The sequence below is a fragment of the Citrobacter sp. C1 genome, from assembly GCF_014596895.2.
Taxonomy (GTDB): Bacteria; Pseudomonadota; Gammaproteobacteria; order Enterobacterales; family Enterobacteriaceae; genus Citrobacter; species Citrobacter gillenii.
In genome coordinates this window covers 3,883,336-3,906,363 of record NZ_CP115035.1, presented here as the reverse complement: position 1 = coordinate 3,906,363, position 23,028 = coordinate 3,883,336, and the positions used below count along the sequence as shown (strand labels likewise).

The 23,028-nt window shown below is 53.0% G+C and carries 23 protein-coding genes; 15 read left to right on the top strand and 8 right to left on the bottom strand.

From position 1 onward, the window contains the following. The first annotated feature begins 59 nt into the window (after positions 1-59). A complete protein-coding gene (gene iprA, locus IB214_RS18875) occupies positions 60-683 on the top strand; it encodes a hydrogen peroxide resistance inhibitor IprA (RefSeq protein ID WP_117342102.1) in 624 nt (207 codons plus the stop codon). Between the two features lies 1 nt (position 684). On the opposite strand, the gene ampH is transcribed toward iprA, so the two are convergent. Then, the gene (gene ampH, locus IB214_RS18870) at positions 685-1,842 is read right to left on the bottom strand and encodes a D-alanyl-D-alanine-carboxypeptidase/endopeptidase AmpH (RefSeq protein ID WP_096758119.1); all 1,158 of its coding nucleotides are present in this window, start codon (positions 1,840-1,842) and stop codon (positions 685-687) included. 383 nt (positions 1,843-2,225) lie between these two features. Between ampH and sbmA the strand changes: the two genes are divergently transcribed. After that, on the top strand, positions 2,226-3,446 hold the full coding sequence (sbmA, locus tag IB214_RS18865) for a peptide antibiotic transporter SbmA (RefSeq protein ID WP_096758118.1): 1,221 nt from the start codon (positions 2,226-2,228) through the stop codon (positions 3,444-3,446). Positions 3,447-3,460: 14 nt separating this feature from the next. Then, a complete protein-coding gene (locus tag IB214_RS18860; RefSeq protein ID WP_117342103.1) occupies positions 3,461-4,564 on the top strand; it encodes a DUF1615 domain-containing protein in 1,104 nt (367 codons plus the stop codon). On the opposite strand, the gene IB214_RS18855 is transcribed toward IB214_RS18860, so the two are convergent. Beyond that, a complete protein-coding gene (locus IB214_RS18855; RefSeq protein WP_115259259.1) occupies positions 4,549-4,872 on the bottom strand; it encodes a DUF2755 family protein in 324 nt (107 codons plus the stop codon). The genes IB214_RS18860 and IB214_RS18855 overlap by 16 nt on opposite strands. Positions 4,873-5,137: 265 nt before the next feature. Between IB214_RS18855 and IB214_RS18850 the strand changes: the two genes are divergently transcribed. Beyond that, a complete protein-coding gene (locus IB214_RS18850; protein WP_115259258.1) occupies positions 5,138-5,356 on the top strand; it encodes a DUF2754 domain-containing protein in 219 nt (72 codons plus the stop codon). A gap of 23 nt (positions 5,357-5,379) precedes the next feature. Here IB214_RS18850 and ddlA read toward each other — a convergent pair whose 3' ends face one another. Next, on the bottom strand, positions 5,380-6,474 hold the full coding sequence (gene ddlA / locus IB214_RS18845; RefSeq protein ID WP_096759461.1) for a D-alanine--D-alanine ligase: 1,095 nt from the start codon (positions 6,472-6,474) through the stop codon (positions 5,380-5,382). 301 nt (positions 6,475-6,775) lie between these two features. Here ddlA and IB214_RS18840 point away from each other — a divergent pair, with 301 nt between their 5' ends. From IB214_RS18840 to adrA, 5 genes are all read left to right on the top strand, one after another. Beyond that, the gene (locus IB214_RS18840; protein ID WP_096758114.1) at positions 6,776-7,972 is read left to right on the top strand and encodes a multidrug efflux MFS transporter; all 1,197 of its coding nucleotides are present in this window, start codon (positions 6,776-6,778) and stop codon (positions 7,970-7,972) included. A gap of 248 nt (positions 7,973-8,220) precedes the next feature. After that, positions 8,221-8,463, top strand: coding sequence for a sigma-S stabilization anti-adapter protein IraP (locus IB214_RS18835; protein ID WP_096758113.1), 243 nt, complete (start codon positions 8,221-8,223; stop codon positions 8,461-8,463). 106 nt (positions 8,464-8,569) lie between these two features. Then, a complete protein-coding gene (phoA, locus tag IB214_RS18830; protein ID WP_117342104.1) occupies positions 8,570-9,985 on the top strand; it encodes an alkaline phosphatase in 1,416 nt (471 codons plus the stop codon). Positions 9,986-10,082: 97 nt separating this feature from the next. Next, positions 10,083-10,403, top strand: coding sequence for a phosphate starvation-inducible protein PsiF (gene psiF, locus IB214_RS18825; RefSeq protein WP_117342105.1), 321 nt, complete (start codon positions 10,083-10,085; stop codon positions 10,401-10,403). A 99-nt stretch (positions 10,404-10,502) separates the two neighbouring features. After that, entirely contained in the window at positions 10,503-11,618 is a 1,116-nt protein-coding gene (gene adrA / locus IB214_RS18820) for a diguanylate cyclase AdrA (RefSeq protein WP_115259256.1), read from the top strand. 15 nt (positions 11,619-11,633) lie between these two features. Here adrA and proC read toward each other — a convergent pair whose 3' ends face one another. After that, on the bottom strand, positions 11,634-12,443 hold the full coding sequence (proC, locus tag IB214_RS18815) for a pyrroline-5-carboxylate reductase (RefSeq protein WP_096758109.1): 810 nt from the start codon (positions 12,441-12,443) through the stop codon (positions 11,634-11,636). A 181-nt stretch (positions 12,444-12,624) separates the two neighbouring features. Here proC and IB214_RS18810 point away from each other — a divergent pair, with 181 nt between their 5' ends. The 5 genes from IB214_RS18810 (at position 12,625) to ppnP (ending at position 15,276) form a co-directional block, all read left to right on the top strand. Beyond that, positions 12,625-13,080, top strand: coding sequence for a YaiI/YqxD family protein (locus tag IB214_RS18810; RefSeq protein WP_096758108.1), 456 nt, complete (start codon positions 12,625-12,627; stop codon positions 13,078-13,080). A 185-nt stretch (positions 13,081-13,265) separates the two neighbouring features. Further along, positions 13,266-13,811 carry a shikimate kinase AroL gene (gene aroL / locus IB214_RS18805; RefSeq protein WP_115259255.1) on the top strand — a complete coding sequence of 182 codons (546 nt, stop codon included), beginning with the start codon at positions 13,266-13,268 and terminating at the stop codon, positions 13,809-13,811. A 26-nt stretch (positions 13,812-13,837) separates the two neighbouring features. Next, positions 13,838-14,029 (top strand): protein YaiA, encoded by a 192-nt coding sequence (gene yaiA, locus IB214_RS18800; RefSeq protein ID WP_096758106.1) that lies wholly within the window; start codon positions 13,838-13,840, stop codon positions 14,027-14,029. A 213-nt stretch (positions 14,030-14,242) separates the two neighbouring features. After that, the gene (locus IB214_RS18795) at positions 14,243-14,920 is read left to right on the top strand and encodes an AroM family protein (RefSeq protein WP_115259254.1); all 678 of its coding nucleotides are present in this window, start codon (positions 14,243-14,245) and stop codon (positions 14,918-14,920) included. A gap of 71 nt (positions 14,921-14,991) precedes the next feature. Beyond that, the gene (ppnP, locus tag IB214_RS18790) at positions 14,992-15,276 is read left to right on the top strand and encodes a pyrimidine/purine nucleoside phosphorylase (protein ID WP_115259253.1); all 285 of its coding nucleotides are present in this window, start codon (positions 14,992-14,994) and stop codon (positions 15,274-15,276) included. Positions 15,277-15,329: 53 nt separating this feature from the next. Here the strand turns inward: ppnP and rdgC are convergent, their stop codons facing one another. Continuing rightward, a complete protein-coding gene (rdgC, locus tag IB214_RS18785; protein WP_096759460.1) occupies positions 15,330-16,241 on the bottom strand; it encodes a recombination-associated protein RdgC in 912 nt (303 codons plus the stop codon). 125 nt (positions 16,242-16,366) lie between these two features. Here rdgC and mak point away from each other — a divergent pair, with 125 nt between their 5' ends. After that, positions 16,367-17,275, top strand: coding sequence for a fructokinase (gene mak / locus IB214_RS18780; protein WP_117342106.1), 909 nt, complete (start codon positions 16,367-16,369; stop codon positions 17,273-17,275). Between the two features lie 5 nt (positions 17,276-17,280). Here the strand turns inward: mak and araJ are convergent, their stop codons facing one another. From araJ to sbcD, 3 genes are all read right to left on the bottom strand, one after another. Then, positions 17,281-18,465, bottom strand: a complete 1,185-nt coding sequence (gene araJ / locus IB214_RS18775) for an MFS transporter AraJ (protein WP_117342107.1) — start codon at positions 18,463-18,465, stop codon at positions 17,281-17,283. 193 nt (positions 18,466-18,658) lie between these two features. Then, on the bottom strand, positions 18,659-21,790 hold the full coding sequence (sbcC, locus tag IB214_RS18770; protein WP_117342108.1) for an exonuclease subunit SbcC: 3,132 nt from the start codon (positions 21,788-21,790) through the stop codon (positions 18,659-18,661). Further along, entirely contained in the window at positions 21,787-22,989 is a 1,203-nt protein-coding gene (gene sbcD, locus IB214_RS18765) for an exonuclease subunit SbcD (protein ID WP_115259250.1), read from the bottom strand. Before sbcD ends, sbcC begins: the two co-directional genes overlap by 4 nt. Positions 22,990-23,028: the final 39 nt, after the last annotated feature.

The window sequence follows — 23,028 nt, the reverse complement described above, 5'->3', positions numbered from 1 at the left end:
ATTTTAATCCCAATAAGCCCGTCAAGGATTTGACGGGCTTTTATGCAAGGAATGCGTAAATGTTATCTGTAGATAAGCCTTTTCTGGAATTTGGTAAGCTGGATAAATGTTTGTCGAAATATGGCGAGCGTTTTGAATATGAAAATGAAAAACAAATAATATATTCCAGTGATGTAAATAAAAACGACACTTTTGTTGTTTTAAAGGGGGTTGTCTCGCTGAGGCGAGGAGAAACCATACTGGTTGGCATTACACAGGCACCGTTTATTATGGGACTTGCTGATGGTGTGATGAAAACAGATATTCAATATAGATTAATAACAGAAGGTTACTGTACGGGGTATTATCTGCCCGCGTCCCAAACGATTAATATCATTGAACAATGCCAGCTATGGCGCGAAGCCTTTAGCTGGTTAGCATGGCAGCACTGCATGCTTGAATTACGCGACCTGCAATTAATTGGCAATAACTCCTACGATCAAATCCGCGCCACGCTGATATCCATGATGAAATGGGATGAGTTACTGCGCTCTCGCGTTGGTGTTATGAACTATATCCACCAACGTACACGTATTTCACGCTCTGTCGTCGCAGAAGTTCTCGCAGCACTGCGTAAAGGCGGCTACATTGAAATGAATAAAGGCAAACTGGTGAATATTAACCGTTTGCCTTTTGAGTACTAAATCAGGATGCGGGGATAACCTGGGGTTTGTTTCCGCTCAACTCACTCACCAGATCGTTGATACCATCGCTCATATTGGTAAATCGGGTCAGCGGAGAACGGGTGACCACAATAAAGGCCCCTACGTTTTTCTGCGGGATCATCGCCATATAGGTAATGAATCCACCACCCCCACCGGTTTTTTGAATAATCCCCGGGCGGCCATTTTTCGGTGCCATATAGACCCAGCCCAGGCCCAGCGCATCGGCTTTGCCTGGCACGTCCATGCCAATTACTTTGGTTAACTGTGTACGCTGATAAATCAGCGTCTGCATCCGGTCAGCCTGCTGGCTGCGCTGATAAAAGTCTGAAGAGAGATACTGCTGCATCCAGCGCATCATATCGCCAGGCGTCGAATAGACGCCGCCGCTGCCCATAGCCGCCAGCGTATTGTTACACGGGCTGGCCCCTTTTTCGGCGACCATCAGGCGCTTGCACTGATCGGGTGAAGGCGTAAACGTGGTGTCTTTCATCCCGAGCGGTCGGGTAATTTTCTCTTCAAACAGCTGTTGATAAGGCTTACCGGACGCGGCTGCCAGCGCATCGGCCAGTAGATCGAACGCCAGATTCGAGTAGGAGGCCTGCGATCCGGGAGCAGCTTTCAGCGTGGCGGTAGAGAGGTAACTCCAGCGCTGTTCGCGCGTTGGCCAGACAAATACCGGGCGTTTTGCCGCACCGCCTGGCTGCTCGCGGGGTAGGGCGCTGGTATGAGTCGCCAGATTCACCAGCGTGATCGGCGTTCCCTGCCAGGTCGGGACTCGTGCACCGGGCGGTGCATATTTACTCAATGGATCGTTCAGTTTTACCGTGCCCTGATCGAGTAATTTGACCAGCATTTCACTGGTCATCAATTTGGTAATTGAGGCGATGCGGATCACCGAATCCAGCTGCGGATGAACATTATTGCCAGGGCGTGTTTCGCCAAAACTGCGAAATACGCGCTGATTACCGTCAATGACCACGAGTGCCATTCCCGTCGCCCCGCTGCCGTAGAAGATATGATCGGCGTAACGATCGACGATATCAGAGGCGAAGACCGGATCGGTGATAGGCTGTGCCGCCTGGACAGATGTCAATGACGCCGCACACAGCGCGGCAGAAAAAAGCAGACTACGTTTCAACGGTGGTGTCCATGGGTTAGGGGTAGTAAAAAAGGATGACGTGCGTATGCGTATTTATACTACTCATCGGCATATTGCAAAGTGCTATTACGCCAATCATAGTGTGAAAAACGTAACGATGAGTAAACGTTACGTTTTCCCCCGGAGTGGATGTTCGCTTTTGTGATCTCACGCTGCGATAATCTGAATATGCCGGAACGCTGTCAGGTATGAAAACCATAGAAACAATTCTTCAGGGCCGGTAGCGAACTAAGCGCGTCGGTTCTGGTCACAATTGTCGGTTTCAGCATGTGTTTATTGGGCGTTAGCCGTCTTGCCATCGTTTGCACGCTGGCAAATGCACAGCAGTCGTCATAACGATAAGAAGTTAGCAGGAGAGCACTATGTTTACGTCTTTTTTCCCAAAGCCGGGACCGTTCTTTATTTCGGCATTTATTTGGGCGCTGGTCGCCGTTGTATTCTGGCAGGCAGGTGGGGGAGCCTGGGTTGCACATATCACCGGCGCATCGGGTGATGTGCCTATAAGCGCCGCCCGGTTCTGGTCGCTGGATTATCTGATTTTTTATGCATATTACCTTCTCTGCGTCGGCCTGTTCGCCGCGTTCTGGTTTATCTACTGTCCACACCGTTGGCAGTATTGGTCCATATTGGGCACGTCGCTGATTATCTTTGTGACCTGGTTTCTGGTTGAAGTCGGGGTTGCCGTCAACGCCTGGTATGCGCCGTTCTATGACCTGATTCAAACCGCACTGAGCGCTCCTCATAAGGTGAAGATTGAACAGTTCTATCATGAAGTGGGGATCTTCCTTGGCATCGCGCTGATTGCCGTGGTAATTGGGGTGATGAACAATTTCTTCGTCAGCCATTACGTGTTCCGCTGGCGTACCGCGATGAACGAACATTATATGGCGCACTGGCAGCATCTGCGTCATATCGAAGGCGCCGCGCAGCGTGTGCAGGAAGATACCATGCGCTTCGCCTCTACGCTGGAAGATATGGGCGTCAGTTTTATCAATGCGATTATGACGCTGATTGCCTTCTTACCGGTGCTGGTCACGCTGTCTGCGCATGTCCCTGATCTGCCGATTGTTGGCCATGTTCCCTATGGTCTGGTGATTGCTGCCATTGTCTGGTCGTTGATGGGCACCGGCTTGCTGGCGGTGGTGGGGATCAAACTCCCGGGTCTGGAGTTTAAAAACCAGCGCGTGGAAGCTGCTTACCGTAAAGAACTGGTCTACGGCGAAGATGATGCTAATCGCGCAACGCCGCCGACCGTGCGCGAGCTGTTTCACGCGGTGCGTCAGAACTATTTCCGCCTCTATTTTCACTATATGTACTTTAATATCGCCCGTATTCTTTACCTGCAGGTGGATAACGTTTTCGGTTTGTTCCTGCTGTTTCCGTCAATTGTTGCCGGTACGATTACGCTCGGTCTGATGACGCAAATCACCAACGTGTTTGGTCAGGTACGCGGATCGTTCCAGTATCTGATTAACTCCTGGACGACGTTAGTGGAATTAATGTCTATCTATAAGCGTCTGCGCAGCTTCGAACGTGAGCTGGATGGTCAGGATATTCAGGCCGTAACCCATACGCTTAGCTAACAAAAGGAGATGTTATGTCGACGGTTTCCCGTCTTTACCCCTGGTCTTGTCTGGCGGCGTTGGTGCTGGTGGGATGCAGTAGCCAGTCTTCGCAGCCGTTAAAAAAAGGGGAGAAAGCCGTCGATGTGGCGAGCGTGGTCCGTCAGAAGATGCCGGCCAGCGTGAAGGACAGAGACGCCTGGGCGCAGGATCTGGCCAGGACGTTTGAAAGCCAGAAGCTGGCACCGACGGTTGAGAATGTCTGTTCGGTGCTGGCGGTAGCGCAGCAGGAGTCTAACTATCAGGCGGACCCGGAGGTACCGGGCTTAAATAAAATAGCCTGGAAAGAGATCGACCGCCGCGCTGAGCGCATGCATATTCCGCTGTTTGTGGTGCACACCGCGCTGAAGATTAACTCGCCGACCGGCAAAACCTACAGCGAGCGTCTGGATTCGGTAAAAACGGAAAAGCAGCTTAGCGCTATTTTTGATGATTTTATCAATATGGTGCCGATGGGGCAGACGCTATTCGGTTCGCTTAATCCGGTGCATACAGGCGGTCCGATGCAGGTCAGCATCGCGTTTGCTGAACAACACGCTTCAGGCTATCCGTGGAAAATGGCGGGGACGGTACGTCAGGAAGTCTTCACCCGTCGTGGTGGGCTGTGGTTCGGGACCTATCATTTGCTGAATTACCCGGCGAACTATAGCGCGCCTATCTTCCGTTTCGCTGATTTTAATGCGGGCTGGTACGCCAGTCGTAATGCGGCTTTCCAGAACGCGGTGACTAAGGCCAGCGGCGTGAAACTGGCGTTGGACGGTGATTTGATTCGCTACGACAGCAACGATCCGGGCAAAACAGAGCTGGCGGTACGTAAGCTGGCCGGGAAGCTGGACATGAGCGAGAGTGATATCCATCGGCAGTTGCAAAAAGGTGACAGCCTCGCGTTTGAAGAGACCGCGTTGTACAAGAACGTGTATAAGCTAGCGGAAGCGAAAACGGGCAAAACCTTACCCCGCGAAATGCTGCCGGGTATTCAGCTCGAAAGTCCAAAGATTACCCGTAATCTGACCACCGCGTGGTTTGCGAAACGGGTGGATGAGCGACGGGCAAAATGTATGGGTCAGTCATCTTTGTGATGGCGTTGGCGCCAGTGCAACACGGCTGCGATGGTGCCAAGAATCAGACCGCCGACCAGGAAGGGAATCAAACCAAAAATTGTTCCTACGCCCAACCCGATCTCGATGTGCGGGCGTCCGCTCTCCTGCATTTGCAGTTGCATTAGCTGTTCATAAATACCGGGTGCGTGAGCCAGTAGGGTTAATACCTGCGCCCCGACCCAAAAGCAAAACAGCACAAAGACGGCATAGACAATGTTGCCGGTCAGCGAGGAGGGATCCCGATGCTTGCCCTTAAACGGGAATTTTGAGAGCGTAAAATCAGCCATAAAGACCTCCAGCAACAACCTGCTTTTCTTGACGTAATGCCAGTAACTGACAGTGAGTCTGACAGGTGATCGGGATTGTCAATATCAGAATGATGGTAATTTCAGCCAGGGATTATTCCTGGATTTCGTTTTTTTGCCTGTCGTCACAAATATGTAACCTTAAGTGAAATTAGATTACATCTAAGAAATTCTGCCTACGCCACAGACCGCCAGAGAGAAATGTGCGAGGATGCGTCTTTATAACGTTGTGATCCCCGGAGCTGTTATGAACCTGCCTGTAAAACTTCGCCGCGACTGGCACTACTACGCGTTTGCTATTGGGCTTATCTTTATTCTCAACGGGGTGGTGGGATTACTGGGATTTGAAGCGAAGGGGTGGCAAACCTATGCGGTGGGGCTGGTTACCTGGGTGATTAGCTTTTGGCTTGCCGGATTGATTATCCGCCGCCGCGCGGAAGATGACGAAACGCAGGATGCCCAATAGCTATCGGGCACCCTGGCGGGGGGTTACATACTGGTTTTCAGCGCGCTGTTTGCCGCGTGACGCTCCAGCGCCAGTTCGATCAGACGGGTGATCAAATCGGTATAACCTAAGCCGCTCGCCTGCCACAGTTTTGGATACATACTGATATTGGTGAAGCCCGGTAGCGTGTTGATCTCGTTGATCACCACGTCATTTTCCGCGGTTAAGAACACATCTACGCGTGCCATGCCAGCGCAACCCAGCGTCTGGTAAGCCTGGATCGCTATCTCGCGGATCTTGTCGTTAATCTCCGGCGCAATGGCCGCCGGGACCACAACTTTGGCACCGTTATCGTCAATGTACTTGGTGTCATAGGCGTAAAAATCGCTGTTCAGAACGATCTCGCCACAGGTGCTGGCCTGCGGATGATCGTTCCCCAGCACCGCGCATTCGATCTCACGACCAACGACCCCTTGTTCCACCACCACTTTATGGTCGAACTCAAATGCCAGCGCCACGGCCTGGTTATATTGAGCTTCGTTGGTGACTTTGCTGACCCCAACGGACGAGCCCTGATTAGCCGGCTTGACGAACAGCGGCAGGCCCAGGCGCGATTCAACCTCTGCGAAGCTGATGCTATTACGATTAGCGCGGGTGAGCGTAATAAAGGGGGCAATGTTTAATCCGGCGTCGCGCAGCAGACGTTTAGTCACGTCTTTATCCATGCATGCCGCTGAGCCCAGCACGTCGGAACCGACGAATGGGAGATTTGCCACGCGCAGCATACCTTGCAGGGAACCATCTTCGCCCAACGTACCGTGCACAATCGGGAAAATAACATCGACGGTCTGCAGCGGCTGACCATTGTGCGCATCAATCAACTGGTGTTCTTGCTTTCCCGGTACCTGCGCCAGGCTGGTTGCCGAAGGACGCAGCGCAATACGCGCCGGGTCGTTGGCATTAAGTAGATAGTTGCTGGCATCGCTGACGTGCCATTGCCCTTCTTTATCAATACCTAACAGCACAACATCAAAGCGAGTCTTGTCGATGGCATCGACAATATTTTTTGCCGATTGCAATGACACTTCATGTTCTGCTGATTTACCACCAAATACGATTCCTACCCGCAACTTTGCCATCTTAAAAACCCATTCCATGAATGCAAAGCACATACATTACCACGACAAAACGCAGGATTCCTCGGCTTCTGGCAGAATGTTTTCGTGCGTCGCCAGGGAAAGGAAACTCACAAATCTGCGCTGGAGCCTCAAAGCATATTCCCCTGCAATAAATAGGGGTTATGTGTGATGGATATCACAAATATGATGAGCGGGGAGATAAAATACTAAACTGTGAGGTATCGCACCTCTGGGCCCTTGTCCGGACACGTAATTTGTTAAGCTGCTCTCAGTTTTCAGCTACTTATCGTTATGAGTCCCTATGGAATCCTGGAGAGTTAACCTTATTTCCGTTTGGTTCGGGTGCTTTTTTACCGGACTGGCGATCAGCCAAATCCTGCCTTTTTTACCGCTCTATGTTTCCCAGCTTGGGGTGACCTCGCATGAAGCGCTGTCGATGTGGTCCGGGTTAACGTTTAGCGTCACCTTTCTGATTTCCGCCATTGTTTCGCCGATGTGGGGCAGTTTAGCCGATCGTAAAGGGCGTAAGCTGATGCTGCTGCGCGCCTCGTTGGGGATGGCGATTGCGATTTTATTGCAGGCCTTTGCCACTAATGTCTGGCAGCTTTTCCTGCTGCGTGGTGTGATGGGATTAACGTCGGGATACATCCCTAATGCGATGGCGTTAGTGGCGTCGCAGGTTCCGCGTGAACGCAGCGGTTGGGCGCTAAGTACGCTCTCTACGGCACAGATTAGCGGGGTGATTGGTGGGCCGCTGATGGGCGGTTTTATTGCCGACCACGTGGGCTTGCGCGCGGTATTTTGTATTACCGCCGGGCTGCTGGTGGTCAGTTTCATGGTCACGTTATTCTTCATTAAAGAGGGTGTGCGCCCAACGATTAAAAAAAGTGAACGCTTAAGCGGCAAGGCTGTGTTCGCCTCGTTGCCTTATCCGGCGCTGGTGATCAGCCTGTTTTTTACTACCCTGGTTATCCAGTTGTGCAACGGATCAATCGGTCCCATTCTGGCACTGTTTATTAAATCGATGGTGCCAGACAGCGGCAATATTGCCTTTCTCAGCGGGCTGATTGCCTCGGTGCCTGGTATATCGGCGCTGATTTCAGCCCCCCGGCTGGGCAAATTAGGCGATCGGGTGGGAACTGAACGGATCCTCATGGCGACGCTTATCTTTGCCGTGGTGCTGTTTTTCGCCATGTCCTGGGTCACAACGCCGTTGCAGTTGGGGGTATTGCGTTTCCTGCTAGGCTTTGCCGATGGCGCAATGCTTCCTGCCGTGCAAACGCTACTGGTGAAATACTCCAGCGACCAGGTAACTGGGCGTATTTTTGGCTATAACCAGTCGTTTATGTATCTGGGCAACGTCGCCGGACCGTTAATGGGAGCCACCGTGTCGGCCATGGCGGGTTTTCGCTGGGTGTTTATCGCGACCGCGAGCATTGTGCTGATCAACATTTGGCAACTGGCTGTCGCGTTACGACGTCGGCGTCGCACGCGCTGAATGGCGAATAAACCCCGTTGGCTGTCAGCGGGGTTTATCCATAAGTTTGTATTATATTATTGGGTGATTATTAAGCTTCTCACCCTTTTATATTGAATAATTCTGTCGTAATTCCCAATTCATCTTATTTTGCGGTGTGATTGTTTTCGCAAAACGTTTTATTTCTGCTAAAAATACAACTTTCATCCCCTAGGCAGTTGGGAGCCATAATGCTACCGTGACCCATATTTTGTTAAGGGAATACACAAATGAAAAATCTCGTCACTGAGTTGTTACTTAAGCTCGCCCAAAAAGAAGAAGAGTCACAGGACCTCGCCGCGCAGGTAGAAACCTTAGAGCGCGTTATCATGGAAATGCTGCATACGATGGCGACGCATGAGCAGCAAACACTGATTCGTCATATTGAGGGCGCGCTGGCAGGCGTAAGCCGCATGCCAGCCTGTTTAACAACCTTGCATGACGTCGGCGAGAGGGTACCCAAAGCATATTGAGGTTTGCGTAGCGCCTCACGACGTTGAATCATCATAAAAGTGTCACATCAAATACTTATAGTCGCTTTGTTTTAATTTTACCGTATTTATACATGGAGAAAATAAAGTGAAACAAAGCGCACTCGCTATTGCCCTGTTACCTTTGCTGTTTACCCCGGTTATTTATGCAGAATCATCTGCTGTGCCGGTTATGGATAATCGCGCCGCTCAGGGGGATATCACCACGCCGGGTGGCGCTCGCCGATTAGCCGGCGATCAAACGACCGCTCTGCGTGATTCACTGATTAATAAACCGGCTAAAAATATTATTTTGCTGATTGGCGATGGTATGGGTGACTCAGAAATTACTGCAGCGCGAAATTATGCCGAAGGCGCGGGCGGCTTTTTTAAAGGGATTGATGCGCTACCCCTGACTGGACAATACACCCACTATTCGCTGGATAAGAAAACGGGTAAACCCGATTACGTGACAGATTCAGCGGCTTCGGCAACGGCGTGGACCACCGGGGTTAAATCCTATAATGGTGCGCTGGGCGTTGATATCCATGAAAAAGATCACGCCACGATTCTGGAAATGGCAAAAGCCGCAGGTCTGGCTACCGGCAACGTTTCTACAGCTGAATTACAGGATGCCACTCCGGCTGCGCTGGTTGCGCATGTGACGTCACGTAAATGCTACGGTCCGAGCGTGACCCGTGAAAAATGCCCGACTAATGCGCTGGAAAACGGCGGTAAAGGGTCAATCACTGAACAATTGTTGAATGCCCGTGCCGACGTCACGCTGGGGGGCGGGGCAAAAACGTTTGCTGAAACCGCTGCTGCGGGTGAATGGCAGGGAAAGACGCTGCGTGAGCAGGCGCAGATGCGTGGCTATCAGTTGGTGAGCGACGCGACCTCGCTTGCGGCAATCACTGACGCCAGTCAGGATAAACCGCTGCTGGGGTTGTTCTCTGAAGGTAATATGCCGGTGCGTTGGGAAGGACCGAAAGCCTCGTATCATGGCAACATTGATAAGCCGGTTGTGACCTGTACGCCAAATGCCAAACGCAACGACACGGTGCCGACGCTGGCACAGATGACGGATAAAGCGATTGAGCTGTTAAGCAAAAATGAAAAAGGCTTCTTCCTGCAGGTGGAAGGCGCGTCAATCGATAAACAGGATCATGCTGCTAACCCGTGCGGGCAGATTGGCGAAACGGTTGATCTGGACGAAGCCGTACAGCGTGCGCTGGCCTTTGCAAAGAAAGACGGTAATACGCTGGTGGTGGTAACCGCCGATCACGCGCATGCCAGCCAGATAGTGGCGCCAGATACCAAAGCGCCGGGCCTGACTCAGGCGCTGAACACCAAAGATGGCGCGGTGATGGTCATCAGCTACGGCAACTCTGAAGAAGAATCTCAGGAGCATACGGGCAGCCAACTGCGTATTGCTGCCTATGGGCCGCATGCGGCGAATGTGGTTGGCCTGACCGACCAGACCGATTTGTTCTACACCATGAAATCGGCTTTAGGGCTGAAATAAGTACACGCCCGGCGGCATTACTTTTGCTGTCGGGTGGTTTTTTTATCGTTAGCAGCCAGACTTATCTGTGTCTCGTCGTTCAGAAAAGGAAGGTGCTATGAAAATATCATTAGTCATGACGTTGCTTTTTGGTCTGCTTTTTTTAGCGACTGTTGGCGCCGCCGAGAAAACGCTAACCCCGCAACAACAACGAATGACCACCTGTAACCAGCAGGCCACTGCGCAGACCTTAAAAGGGGATGCGCGTAAGAGCTATATGAGTGATTGCCTGAAAAACAGTAAATCGGCCCCCGAGGAAAAAAGCCTGACGCCACAGCAACAGAAGATGCGTGAATGTAATGTTCAGGCAACGGAACAGTCGCTGAAAGGTGATGATCGCAATAATTTTATGAGTGCCTGCCTGAAAAAAGCAGCGTAATTGCGTAGTACATAAGGGTGAGCAGCGAAATTCGCTCACCCGAAATATCATACTCCCGCGCACGTCCTCCTTTCTATAATTTGGGAAATTTGTTTCAGAATGTTCCTAAATACGATGAATGATGAAAGTTTCTATCAAAAAAAGGTCGTCCCAAATGAAGCGGTTTTATCGCTTCATCAAAATGACCATCAGCGCTCCGGACTGCGATTTGCCCGACGGATCAGGCTGCCGCGCGCGGTGGGATTGGGCGGGATGTTTTTCCCTATCGCGTCGGTCCTGGTGTCTCAGCCGATCACCGGAGGCTGGTGGCTTTTATTGGTAGGATGGGCTTTTGTCTGGCCGCATCTGGCATGGCAGTTGGCGGGCAAAGCAGATGACCCGATGCATAGCGAATTCACCAACTTAAAAGCCGATGCGATTCTGACCGGAATGTGGATAGGGCTGATGGGGGTAAACCTGCTACCGTCGACGGCCCTACTGATGATTATCTGTATTAACCTGATGGGCGCAGGGGGAATACGGTTATTCATCGCCGGTCTGGTGTTGACGATTGTCTCATGTCTGGTCACCCTGCAACTGACGGACATCCCCGTGGTGTTTAGCAGTACGCAACTGAGTGTGATGCTGTCGCTGCCGGTGTTGGTGTTGTATCCGCTGCTGTTTGCGTGGGTGAGCTATAAGACGGTCATCAAACTGGCTGAGCACAAACGTCGGTTGCAGGTGATGAGCACGCGAGATGGTATGACCGGTGTGTATAACCGACGTCATTGGGAGCTTTTGCTGCGCAATGAATTTGATAACTGCCGCCGTTATCAGCGCGACGCCACGTTACTGATTATCGATATCGACCACTTCAAAAGTATTAACGATACCTGGGGCCATGACGTTGGTGATGAGGCTATTGTCGCGCTAACGCGTCAGTTGCAGATGACGCTGCGCGGCAGCGATGTCATAGGGCGTTTTGGTGGCGATGAATTTGCTGTGATTATGTGCGGTACCCCGGCGAGCAGCGCCATCGCCGCCATGTCTCGTGTCCACGAACGACTCAGCCTATTGCGATTGTCCTGTGCTCCGCAGGTTGCTCTGCGTATCAGCGTCGGCGTCGCACCGCTGACTTCAGAAACGGAACACTATCGAGAATGGCTGAAATCGGCGGATATGGCGCTTTATAAAGCAAAGAATTCCGGACGTAACCGCACTGAAGCGGCGGCCTGACGTCCGGTTGCCCACTCAGGATTTGCTTAGTTTTTCCGACTGTTCCATGCACTTAACCATCGCTTCAATGACTGAAGAACGGAAACCACGGGCCTCCAGAACGCGCACGGCCTCAATGGTTGTTCCACCTGGTGAGCACACCATATCCTTCAGTTCTCCAGGATGTTTTCCTGTTTCGAGAACCATTTTTGCTGACCCCATCACCGCCTGTGCGGCGAATTTATACGCCTGCGCGCGGGGCATGCCGCCCTGGACGGCCGCATCAGCCATCGCTTCAATAAACATAAACACGTAGGCCGGCGCAGAACCGCTGACGCCGACGACCGGGTGAATCATCGATTCCGCAATCACTTCAGCTTCGCCAAAGCAGCGGAAAATATTTAATACGTCAGCCGTATCTTCCGGCGTCACCAGCGCGTTTGGCGTTACGGAGGTCATGCCCGCATTAACCAGCGACGGTGTGTTGGGCATCGCGCGGATAATTTTACGGTCATGACCCAGCGCGCGGGCAAGCTGATCGAGCGTGACGCCAGCGGCAATAGAGACGACCAGTGAATCTTTGTTCAGGCTGGAGGTGATTTCGCTCAGCACTTTAACCATGATGCCGGGCTTCACAGCACCAAAGACAATATCGGCAATTTGGGCGACTTCCTGTGCCGACTGCGCGGCGTTGATGCCGTACTGGTCGTGTAATGCGGCGACTTTATCAGGAGAGGGGGTATAGACCCAGATTTGTCCGGGGAGAACCTGACCGCTGGCGATCATGCCTCCAAGAATGGCTTTGCCCATATTGCCGCAGCCGATAAAACCAATTTTCTTGTCCATCTTGTCACTCCCTATGCGTGATATTCATTGTTTTATACCCGTCATACTTTTGAATTACTTAGGGTATACCTGGGAAAGTTAAGCTTAGCGCGGAATGGATATGTTCAGAAGGAGAAACAGCACTTTGCCGGAAAGTAAAAGCACGAGACAATGTGAGATTGCACAGGAACCAGGAGGTGTTATGACAATATGGGTGGATGCGGATGCGTGTCCGAATGTGATTAAAGATATTTTGTACCGGGCTTCAGAGCGTATGCAGATGCCGCTGATTTTGGTCGCCAACCAGAGTTTGCGCGTGCCGCCTTCGCGTTTTATCCGTACATTACGTGTTCCTGCCGGGTTTGATGTTGCCGATAACGAGATTGTGCGCCAGTGTAGCGCAGGCGATTTGGTGGTAACGGCGGATATACCGCTGGCTTCTGAAGTGATTGAAAAAGGGGCCGCGGCGCTGAATCCTCGTGGCGAACGCTATACCGAAGCCACCATCCGTGAACGTCTGATGATGCGTGATTTTATGGATACACTCCGTGCCAGTGGGATCCAGACCGGAGGCCCGGACACGCTTTCACCGCGCGACCGACAGCATTTTGCTGCTGAACTGGATAAGTGGTGGCTGGAAGTTCAGCGTAGAAAATAACGACTGTAATTTATTTTTTACACTTTCATCATTGTGAAATCTTGTTATAGTGAGAATTAATGGGCTTTTTAGTCTGTAGTGGAACTTATTCTTTACGTTTTTGTGATGTACTAGTTTGATGGTATGATTATAACTTTAACAGCATCAGATCCCGCTTGTGGGCGGCTCTCTGGGGAATTTCTTCGATGACGCAACCTCTTTTTCTTGTTGGCCCGCGGGGCTGTGGTAAGACGACAACCGGTATGGCGCTGGCGAAAGCTATCGACTTCCAGTTTGTTGATACCGATCGCTGGTTGCAATCACATGTGCAAATGACCGTTGCCGAAATCGTTGAAAGAGAGGGGTGGGAAGGATTTCGCGCTCAGGAGACGACCGCTTTGCAGGCCGTGACCGGCCCCTCAACGGTTATTGCGACCGGTGGCGGCATTATTCTTACCGAATATAACCGTCACTACATGCGAAATAACGGCATGGTCATTTATTTAAGCGCGCCGGTCTCGGTACTGGTGAGTCGCCTGGAAGCCGCGCCTGAAGAAGGATTGCGCCCAACCTTAACCGGTAAACCGCTGACCGAAGAGGTGCAGGAAGTGCTTGAGCAACGCGACGAGCTGTATCGTCAAGCGGCGCACTTTATTGTTGATGCAACGCACGAACCCTCTCAGGTTGTGGCTGATATCCTGGCGATGATGTCCCAGGCTGCGCCGCGGTTGCAGGGTGGGGTCTATACTTAACGCTTATCCATTCAAAAGGAAGCGCTATGCCGACAAACCCCCCTTATCCACGTAAAGCGACGATTGTTACTGTTGAAAAAGGTACGCCAGGCCAGACGGTCACCTGGTATCAACTCCGCGCTGACCACCCGAAGCCGAATTCGTTGATTAGCGAACATCCGTCCGCGCAGGAAGCAATGGATGCCAAAAAACGCTATGAGGATCCGCAGAAAACCTGAGGTCGGACGCTGTCTGTGTCACATTTTTCGCACGTCTCTGGAGAGTGCGAAAAATGAAAAGTAAACGATAACAATAAATTATTAGAATGATTTGGAATCTTTACACAATGTATTGCTTATCCGCTGCTACGCTTTTGAACATTTGTAGCGCAGGTCAGTGCCCGGTATTTATCCGGGAATTCACAGCAAAGTAAGAAGACGGTGGAGCAACACATGAGTACGTCGTTGGCTATCCTCACGATTGGCGTTGTGCCGATGTGTGAGGTATTACCGCTCCTGACGGAATATATCGATGAGCAACACATTACCCACCATAGTTTGCTAGGGCAGATGCGGCGGGAAGAGGTGATGGCCGAGTACGCCATCTCGCCGGGCGACGATGTGTTATTAACGCTGCTCAGTGACCAACAGTTGGCGCACGTTTCGCGCCAGAAAGTGGAACGCGCGCTGCAAGGTATCGTTGAGGTGCTGGATAATCAGGGCTTTGACGTTATTTTATTGATGAGCACTGCAGTCATTACTCGTCTGACGATCCGAAACGGCATCCTGCTGGAGCCCTTACGTATTATTCCCCCTCTGGTGGCGTCGATTGTCGACGGGCATCAGGTTGGTGTGATTGTACCCGTCACTGAATTACTCGCCGCCCAGACGCAGAAATGGCAGGTGCTACAAACGCCGCCAGTCTATGCCGTGGCCAATCCCATTGATGGCACTGAACAACAACTGATTGATGCTGGAAAGCAACTTCTTGAGCAAGGTGCCGACGTGATTATGCTCGACTGCCTGGGGTTTAATCAGCGTCATCGTGATGTACTGCAAAAATCACTCGACGTTCCGGTGCTGTTGTCGAATGTGCTGATAGCCCGTCTGGCTTCGGAACTTCTGGCGTAATTTTGCGTGACAGAGGGAACGTCAGGCCCCTATATTGGTTGTTAACTTAATAACGAGATAGGGCCAGTGGTATGCTTCAAAGTAATGAATACTTTTCCGGCAAAGTAAAATCGATTGGTTTTACCAGCAGCAGTACTGGCCGCGCGAGCGTGGGTGTGATGGTGGAAGGCGAGTACACCTTTGGCACGGCGGCACCTGAAGAGATGACGGTGGTGAGCGGGGCATTGAATGTATTGCTGCCGGGCGAAACTGAGTGGAAAGTGTATGCTGCCGGGGAGACGTTTAACGTGCCTGGGCACAGTGAATTTCATCTGCAGGTCGCAGAGCCGACGTCCTATCTTTGCCGTTACCTGTAAGCGTAATATGCCGGATAAGCCGCTTGTGGCGTTATCCGGCAAGACGGGTGCGCTTAGCGCTGCGCTTCGCCGCCTAATCCTTCCACCAGGCTTTTAATCAACGCTGCCAGTTCACCGGTCATCAGGATGAAATCGGCATCAAAACGCTGACCGTAATCTTCTCTGTCGATATCTTCGTTCTGGTCGCGCAGCTCATCGCAGAACTTCAGACGCTTAATCGAGCCATCGTCACACATCAAAAACTGAATGCGCTGCTGCCAGTCGAGAGCCAGCTTGGTGACGACTTTTCCGGCTTCAATGTGCACGGCGATCTCATCACTCACCAGGTCCTGTTTCTTCGCCCGGATCACACCACCGTCTTCCAGCATAGCTTTCAGTTCGGCTTCATCCAGCAACTGGAATCCCTGCGCAGTCGTCCCGGAACGGACCCATTCAGTGAGCGTGAGCTCTATCGGGTTTTCCAGGGTCAGCGGGACTACCGGCAGTGAGCCCAGGCTTTTACGCAGCAGTGCCAGCGTATCTTCCGCTTTCTTGGCGCTCGCACAGTCGACGATGATCAAATCATTAACGGTGTCTATCCACATCATTGTCTGGCTAAAGCGGCTAAAGGCACGCGGCAGCAAGGAGTGCAACACTTCATCTTTCAGCGAGTCTTTCTCGGTCTTCTTGAGTTTGCGACCCTGCTCAGCTTCCAGCTTGAAGATTTTGGCTTCCAGCGCCTGCTTGATCACCGGCGACGGCAGAATTTTTTCTTCTTTGCGGGCGCAGATAATAATTTGGCCATTGTTAGAATGCGTCAATGCGTCGCTGTGCGATCCCATCGGCGGAACCCAGCCCATTTTTGCCATATCCTGGCTACCACAAGGGGTAAACGTCATTGAGGCAAGCTGTTTTTCCATCTCTTCGGCGCGCAAAGAAACATCGCGGCTAAGACGGTAAACCATTAAATTTTTGAACCACAGCATGATAATTTCCACGGCCTTGTCGTTAAATTCAGCGGGCATAATAACGAATTGTCGGCGGGCGTGCATTGCCTAACACCATGCTCGCCTCTACTCTGTTGATATTCCCAAAAAATGAGGACCAGCGTGTGCGTATAGGAATCGATTTAGGTGGTACCAAAACAGAAGTTATCGCGCTGAGTGATGCGGGGGAGCAACTTTTCCGCCATCGCCTGCCCACGCCGCGTGATGACTACCGGCAAACCATAGAAACTATTGCCGCACTGGTGGATATGGCGGAAAAAGCCACCGGACAGACCGGAACCGTTGGTATGGGGATCCCCGGATCGATTTCCCCTTACACGGGGGTGGTGAAGAATGCCAACTCAACCTGGCTCAATGGGCAGCCTTTTGACAAAGACTTAAGCGTGCGTCTGAACCGGGAGGTCCGTCTGGCTAACGATGCTAACTGCCTGGCGGTCTCTGAAGCGGTAGACGGCGCTGCGGCGGGCGCGCAAACGGTGTTCGCGGTGATTATCGGTACCGGCTGCGGCTCCGGGGTGGCGTTTAATGGTCGGGCGCATATCGGCGGCAACGGTACTGCGGGTGAGTGGGGGCATAATCCGCTGCCGTGGATGGACGAAGATGAATTGCGCTATCGGCAGGAAGTACCGTGTTACTGCGGGAAGCAAGGTTGTATTGAAACCTTCATCTCCGGGACCGGGTTCGCCACGGATTATCATCGCCTGAGCGGTAATAAACTGAAAGGTAGCGATATTATTCGGCTGGTGAGCGAAGGTGATGTGCTGGCGGAACAGGCGTTACGCCGCTATGAATTGCGCCTGGCAAAATCGTTGGCTCATGTGGTGAACATCCTTGACCCGGACGTCATCGTGCTGGGGGGCGGGATGAGTAATGTCGACAGGTTGTATCAGACCGTTCCGTCATTGATTAAACAGTTCGTCTTTGGCAGTGAGTGTGAAACGCCTTTACGCAAGGCGTTGCACGGTGATTCCAGCGGGGTTCGCGGTGCGGCCTGGCTGTGGCCGCAGGGGTAATTTTGCTATGCCGGATGGCGCTTATCCGGCATACAATTTACGCCTGTAGGGCGGTTCAGACGCCCATACAGCAGCAGCGATGACATGGCGGAAAACGACAGCAGGGCCGCTGGGAGGGTTACGTAGTTGTAGGCAAAACCCAGCGTCAGCATCATGCCGCCGCAGTATGCGCCAACCGCGCTACCGAGGTTAAAGGCCATTTGCCCACCGGCGGCACCCAGCAGTTCGCCGCCTTTCGCATTTTGCAGCAGCAAAATTTGTAGCGGGGCCGACAGCGCAAACAGACCCGCGCAGCAAATAAAGGCGAAGGTCAGCGACGCGGCTTTCATATCGCCGACGAAAAACAGTATCACCAGGGCCAGAACAATCACGAAGTCGGTCACCACCGCAATGCGCAGCGGCGTATAGCGGCCCGAAATCCGCCCACTCAGCAGATTGCCCAGCACCATGCCTAATCCAGCCAGCATCATGATGAAGGTCATCAGCGCTTCAGAAAAACCGGAGATATACATCATGTATGGCTTCACATAGCTAAACCAGGCGAACACGCCGGCGTTGCCAAACATCGTAGCGGAGAAAATAAGCCACGGTGCCGGGCTTTTCAGAAAGTGAAATTGCTCTCGCAGTTTGCCTTTTGCTTCGTCACTGATGTTGGGCACCCAGAAGGCAATCGACGCAATGACTGCAATGTTAAACACGGCGATCAGCAAAAAGGTGTAGCGCCAGCTAAATGCCTGACTCAGCCAGGTACCGACGGGAATGCCAATCAGGTTGGCGACGGTCATCCCACTGACCATGCCAGCGACGGCGGCGGTGACTTTCCCCGGGCGTGCGAGTTTAGTCAGAATAATGGCCCCGACGCCAAAGAATGCACCGTGCGGAAAACCGGAAACCAGCCTGCCGACCGCCAGCATAAAATAGGATGAGGAGAGGGTGAAGATGGCGTTACCTATTACACACAACGTGACCAGAAACAGCAGAATATGTTTCAGCGAAAAGCGGTTGGAAAAGATCGCAATAATCGGCGCGCCCAGCACCACGCCGAAGGCGTAAAACGAAATCATGTGGCCCGCCGCAGGAATGGAAATTCCTACATCTCGCGCCAGCTCGGTTAACACACCCATGATGCCAAACTCGGCCATGCCCAGCCCAAACGTCCCGAGGGCTAAAGAGAAAATCACTTTTTTCATACGACCTGCCAGCAATATCAGCGCAGATGTGCGCCACAGCGGCGAACGTTCGCCGCCAATAAGAGCATAGCTTGCGGATAAGTGAAATGAAATGCCATTTCATATCCGTCTCTGAGTATGCAATATTATGCTACATATTGTGCCGGATGGCGCTAACGCTTATCCGGCCTGTGAAGCTGCACCCGTCTGTCGACTACTCCACCGCAAACATCTTGTCGAGTTTGCTATAACCCAGCCCGTTGATTTTCTTCACCTTGATTTGCACCGGAATGCGTTCTTTCATGGCCTCGACGTGGCTTATAACGCCAATGGTTTTGCCGGTGGCATTTAGCGCATCCAGCGCGTCCAACGCGGTATCCAGCGTTTCGCTGTCCAGCGTGCCAAAACCTTCATCAAGGAACAGGGAGTCAATGCGCGTTTTGTGGCTGACCAGATCGGACAGTGCCAGGGCCAGGGCCAGACTTACCAGGAAGCTTTCACCGCCGGACAGCGTGCGGGTATCGCGAACGGCGTCGGCTTGCCAGGTATCAACCACTTCCAGCTCCAGCGCTTCGCTGGCTTTTCGCTGTAGCAGATAGCGACCGTGCAGGCGGGTCAGTTGATTGTTAGCCAACCACACCAGGTTATCCAGCGTCAGGCCTTGGGCAAACTTGCGGAATTTATCCCCTTCTTTCGAGCCAATTAGCGCATTCAGATAGCCCCAGTCTTCGACCTGGCTGGCCGCCTCTTTAATCTGCTGCATTAATGCCTGCTGACGCTGGCGGTTATCGCTGTCCTGCTTAAGCTGCTGGCGTAACTCCCCCTGTTGGGTGGTGTTCTCTCGCAGTTGTTGCGCCAGTTGTTGCAGCCGGGCTTGCAGGGTTTGTGCGTCGGCGTCCAGCCCCTCCGGGCGCAGCGCCTGATGCGTCTGCAGTTGTTGGCTGGCTTGCCCGGACAGCGCCGTTGCCTGCTGCGATTGATTTTCCAGCGTCTGTTTTAACTGCTCAAGGCGGCGGACGGTGTCGTCGTCCAGCAGCGCGGCAAGGAACGCCTCTTGATCGGCAAAGCAACTGGCCGCCAGGGCGGCGGTAAATTGCGCCTGCGACTGTTGCAAGCGTTCGCTTTCCAGCGTTTCCTGCTGTTGCTGTGCGGCAAGCTGGCTTTGCAGCGACACGCAGTCGTCGTGAATTTCGCGCCAGTTTTCAGGGATAACCGTTTCGGCTTCTGCGGTGTCCGTTGCCGGAAGCGTGTCGAGCAGCGGCTTCAGGGCGTGAATGCGTTCCTGAATCACGCCATGCTGCGTCTGTTTCTCCTGCCACTGCGCGAATTCGGTTTCGCGGGCGCTTAACCAGGCTGCCTCTGTGCCGTCTTCCGGTGCAGTCAGTGACAGCGCGGACAAGGCGCTTTCCAGCCCCTGATGCGTCGTCGCCAGCTGTTGTTGATACTGGCGTTCCTGTTGTTGCTGATCGTGTAACTGGTTTTCCAGCGTCAGGCGCTGGCTGAGCAGATAAAGCTGGCGCTCGTAGTGCTCCTGTTCGCCCATCCAGCCGGTAATATCCTCCTGAATATTCAGCGTAATATTCAGAGCGGTGCAAACGTCCTGCCACTCTTTAGTGAGTGCTTGCTCTTCCTGAGAGAGCGTCTGTATCTCTTCTGTCTCACGCTGGATTTGCTGTGTCAGGGCATTGACCTGCCCCAGAACCAGCAGACCTTCCTCTTTCAGTGCTGCGACTTCTTTGGCTAACTGGTCGCGACGTTGCTGGTTTGCACTCAGTTCCAGCGCCTGATACTCCGAGACCGCAGGATGTGCAGTAGAGCCGCATAACGGGCAGGGCTGTCCGGCCTGCAAAAGCGCGCGCTCTGCCTCCAGACTTTTGATTTTTTCTTCCTGTTTGCAGAGCGTTTCAACGTCCAGGTAGTGCTGATTTTTTTCTTTATATTGCTGTCGGCGTAGCGCGAGCGTTTCATTGAGCGCGGCCTGCTGCGCCTGCGCTTTTTGCACGCTTTCACCGTTCTGACGCAGACGTTTTTGCAACGGCTGATAGCGAGCATGAAGTGAGGTCAGACGCTGACGGAAAGCCCGTGATTGCGCTTGCTGTTCCATCGCGACCGCAACCTCATCCGCGGTGAGCGTCAGGGCATTTTCCGGCAACGCCGCCAGTTTCTGGCGTAACTCAGCGATACGGGCAGCGAGCGCCGTAAGCTGATGCTTATCGCGACTACGCTGAGAAAAAAGTGCGCGCCAGCCCGCAATCTCCTGGCCCCATAAGCGGAATCGATCATGCTCCGCCAACCACTGCGCCAGTGCGGTAAGTTCGGTCTGAAGTTGCTCGTGGCTGCGCAGTGCACCGTTGCGGATGCGCGCGCGCAGCGAGGTTTTAGCGTGTAAGCGAGTATTTACTTCAATGATCCGCTGCTTTGTTTGCGCCAGGCGTGCAGTCTGCTCCTGCTGGCGATCCCACAGTGGACGAAGCTGGTTGGCAGGCTGAGCGAGCTGGAGTCTTGCCAGCTCAGGCGCGGCGTCCGCAAGCGCCTGTTGGGCCTGCTGCGCTAAGCTAGCCACGCGCTGCTGTTCACGAACCAGTTCTTCGCTGCGCGTAACCCATTGAAAATCTTTCTGCTGATGTTGCTGCTGCGCCAGCAAAATTTTTTCTTCGTCAGTAAGTACCTGCAAACTTTGCTGCAACTGCTGTTGCTGCTCTTCGCTTAACAGTACGACACCCGCCGCCTGCGCTTCGCATATTTCGAGCGTATTGCGCGCCGCTTTGTGTTTTTCAAACACCATTGCCGAAATTTGTCCGTAGATTTCGGTGCCGGTCAGCTCTTCCAGCAGCTCAGCGCGCTCCTTGGGTTTGGCGTTAAGGAAGGCGGCAAATTGCCCCTGCGACAGCAGCATCGAACGCGTAAACCGTCCGTAATCCAGCCCGGTGAGCGTGGCGGTCATGTCCAGTTTATCTTTGATTTTATCGGCGAGGATTTTTCCGTCGGCGCAGCGGGCAAGTTCCACGCGCGGGACCTGCAGATTGCCGTCAGGCTGATTACGCGCCCGATTCTGGCTCCAGAACGCGCGGTAGGCTTCGCCTTTAACTTCGAACTCGACCTCTGCCAGACACTCGGCGGTGTCGCGGGTCATCAGGTCGTTTTGCGACTGTGATACGGTATTCAGGCGCGGTGTCTCGTGGTACAGCGCGAGACAAATCGCATCAAGCAGGGTGGTTTTTCCGGCCCCTGTAGGCCCGGTGATGGCAAACAGACCGTTGCTGGCAAAAGGCTCTGCCGTAAAATCGACTTTCCATTCCCCTTTCAGGGAGTTGAGGTTTTTCAGGCGCAGGCTAAGAATTTTCATGCGTCAGCCTCCCCGGCAAGCGTCTGTAACGTGTCATTAAACAGCTGATTAAGACGTTCCCGCCTCGGCGCTTCCAGTTCCTCCAGCGCCAGACGGCGGTCAAAGACTTCCGTCACGCTCAGTTCGCTCAGCGTTTCACGCCGCTCATTGGCCATAATACGCTCGCGCTGCTCCCGACTGCGGCGCACCAGCAGAACCTCTACCGGCAGGTCTTCCGTCAACGCCTGAATTTTGCGCTGCATGTCGTGCAGGTAATCGTCGGTGGTGATTTCAATATCTAACCAGACGGGCGTTTGCAGCTCTACATCGCGCCATTGCTCAAGCTGGGCGGTAATGGCGGCTAAATCGCCTTTCAATACTGCCAGCGGCTGCGTGACCGGTACGGTGAGATTGTCGACGGTATGTAGCTTGCCGTCTTCGAAGCTCACCAGATGCACGCCTTTGCTTTTGCCACATTCGTCAAAACTGAGGGCAATCGGCGAGCCACAGTAGCGAATATGTTCTGTTCCGCCGATGACCTGCGCCCGGTGAATATGTCCCAACGCGATGTAATCTGCTGGCGGGAAATTCTGCGCCGGAAAGGCATCCAGTGTGCCAATATAAATGTCACGTACCGCGTCACTTTTGCTGGCACCGACGGTCGTCAGGTGCCCGGTTGCAATGATCGGCAGGTTGCGTTCACCGCGCAGTTCACAGGCGTCCAGGTACTGCTGCTGGTAATAGTCGGTAATTGCCCCCAGCAAATGCTGTTGTTTTTCGCTGCCGGTGAGTCCCGCCTGGCTGGTGATGATGTCGCGTGGGCGTAAAAAGGGAATCGGGCACAGCACGGCGCCTGGCGTGCCGTCGCGGCGTTTCAGTATTTGCGGTCCATGGCCTGCGCTGGCGACCACCGTGGTGTTCAGAAACGCCAAAATATCGCGTGATTCATTAAGCGTGGCGACCGAGTCATGGTTGCCTGCCAGCACCACCAGGTGGCAGCCTGTTTGCTGCAAATTGACGACAAAGCGGTTGTAAATCTCGCGGGCATAGCTCGGCGGTGAGCCGGTATCAAAAATATCGCCTGCCACAATAATGGCATCCACCTGATGGGATTGTGCGGTCTCCAGCAGCCAGTCAAGAAAGGCCTGATGCTCGGCGGCGCGGCTCTTGCTGTAGAAGTTTTGGCCCAGATGCCAGTCTGAGGTATGAAGGATGCGCATACGAGTTCCATGACGAAAAAGCAATGAGGGGGATTATAC

Bases quoted from the DNA above. Each gene is read 5' to 3' on its own strand.
- iprA (WP_117342102.1), top strand. From the start codon at position 60: ATGTTATCTGTAGATAAGCCTTTTCTGGAATTTGGTAAGCTGGATAAA.
- sbmA (WP_096758118.1), top strand. From the start codon at position 2,226: ATGTTTACGTCTTTTTTCCCAAAGCCGGGACCGTTCTTTATTTCGGCA.
- IB214_RS18860 (WP_117342103.1), top strand. From the start codon at position 3,461: ATGTCGACGGTTTCCCGTCTTTACCCCTGGTCTTGTCTGGCGGCGTTG.
- IB214_RS18855 (WP_115259259.1), bottom strand. From the start codon at position 4,872: ATGGCTGATTTTACGCTCTCAAAATTCCCGTTTAAGGGCAAGCATCGG.
- IB214_RS18850 (WP_115259258.1), top strand. From the start codon at position 5,138: ATGAACCTGCCTGTAAAACTTCGCCGCGACTGGCACTACTACGCGTTT.
- ddlA (WP_096759461.1), bottom strand. From the start codon at position 6,474: ATGGCAAAGTTGCGGGTAGGAATCGTATTTGGTGGTAAATCAGCAGAA.
- IB214_RS18840 (WP_096758114.1), top strand. From the start codon at position 6,776: ATGGAATCCTGGAGAGTTAACCTTATTTCCGTTTGGTTCGGGTGCTTT.
- IB214_RS18835 (WP_096758113.1), top strand. From the start codon at position 8,221: ATGAAAAATCTCGTCACTGAGTTGTTACTTAAGCTCGCCCAAAAAGAA.
- psiF (WP_117342105.1), top strand. From the start codon at position 10,083: ATGAAAATATCATTAGTCATGACGTTGCTTTTTGGTCTGCTTTTTTTA.
- adrA (WP_115259256.1), top strand. From the start codon at position 10,503: ATGTTCCTAAATACGATGAATGATGAAAGTTTCTATCAAAAAAAGGTC.
- proC (WP_096758109.1), bottom strand. From the start codon at position 12,443: ATGGACAAGAAAATTGGTTTTATCGGCTGCGGCAATATGGGCAAAGCC.
- IB214_RS18810 (WP_096758108.1), top strand. From the start codon at position 12,625: ATGACAATATGGGTGGATGCGGATGCGTGTCCGAATGTGATTAAAGAT.
- aroL (WP_115259255.1), top strand. From the start codon at position 13,266: ATGACGCAACCTCTTTTTCTTGTTGGCCCGCGGGGCTGTGGTAAGACG.
- yaiA (WP_096758106.1), top strand. From the start codon at position 13,838: ATGCCGACAAACCCCCCTTATCCACGTAAAGCGACGATTGTTACTGTT.
- IB214_RS18795 (WP_115259254.1), top strand. From the start codon at position 14,243: ATGAGTACGTCGTTGGCTATCCTCACGATTGGCGTTGTGCCGATGTGT.
- ppnP (WP_115259253.1), top strand. From the start codon at position 14,992: ATGCTTCAAAGTAATGAATACTTTTCCGGCAAAGTAAAATCGATTGGT.
- rdgC (WP_096759460.1), bottom strand. From the start codon at position 16,241: ATGCTGTGGTTCAAAAATTTAATGGTTTACCGTCTTAGCCGCGATGTT.
- araJ (WP_117342107.1), bottom strand. From the start codon at position 18,465: ATGAAAAAAGTGATTTTCTCTTTAGCCCTCGGGACGTTTGGGCTGGGC.
- sbcC (WP_117342108.1), bottom strand. From the start codon at position 21,790: ATGAAAATTCTTAGCCTGCGCCTGAAAAACCTCAACTCCCTGAAAGGG.
- sbcD (WP_115259250.1), bottom strand. From the start codon at position 22,989: ATGCGCATCCTTCATACCTCAGACTGGCATCTGGGCCAAAACTTCTAC.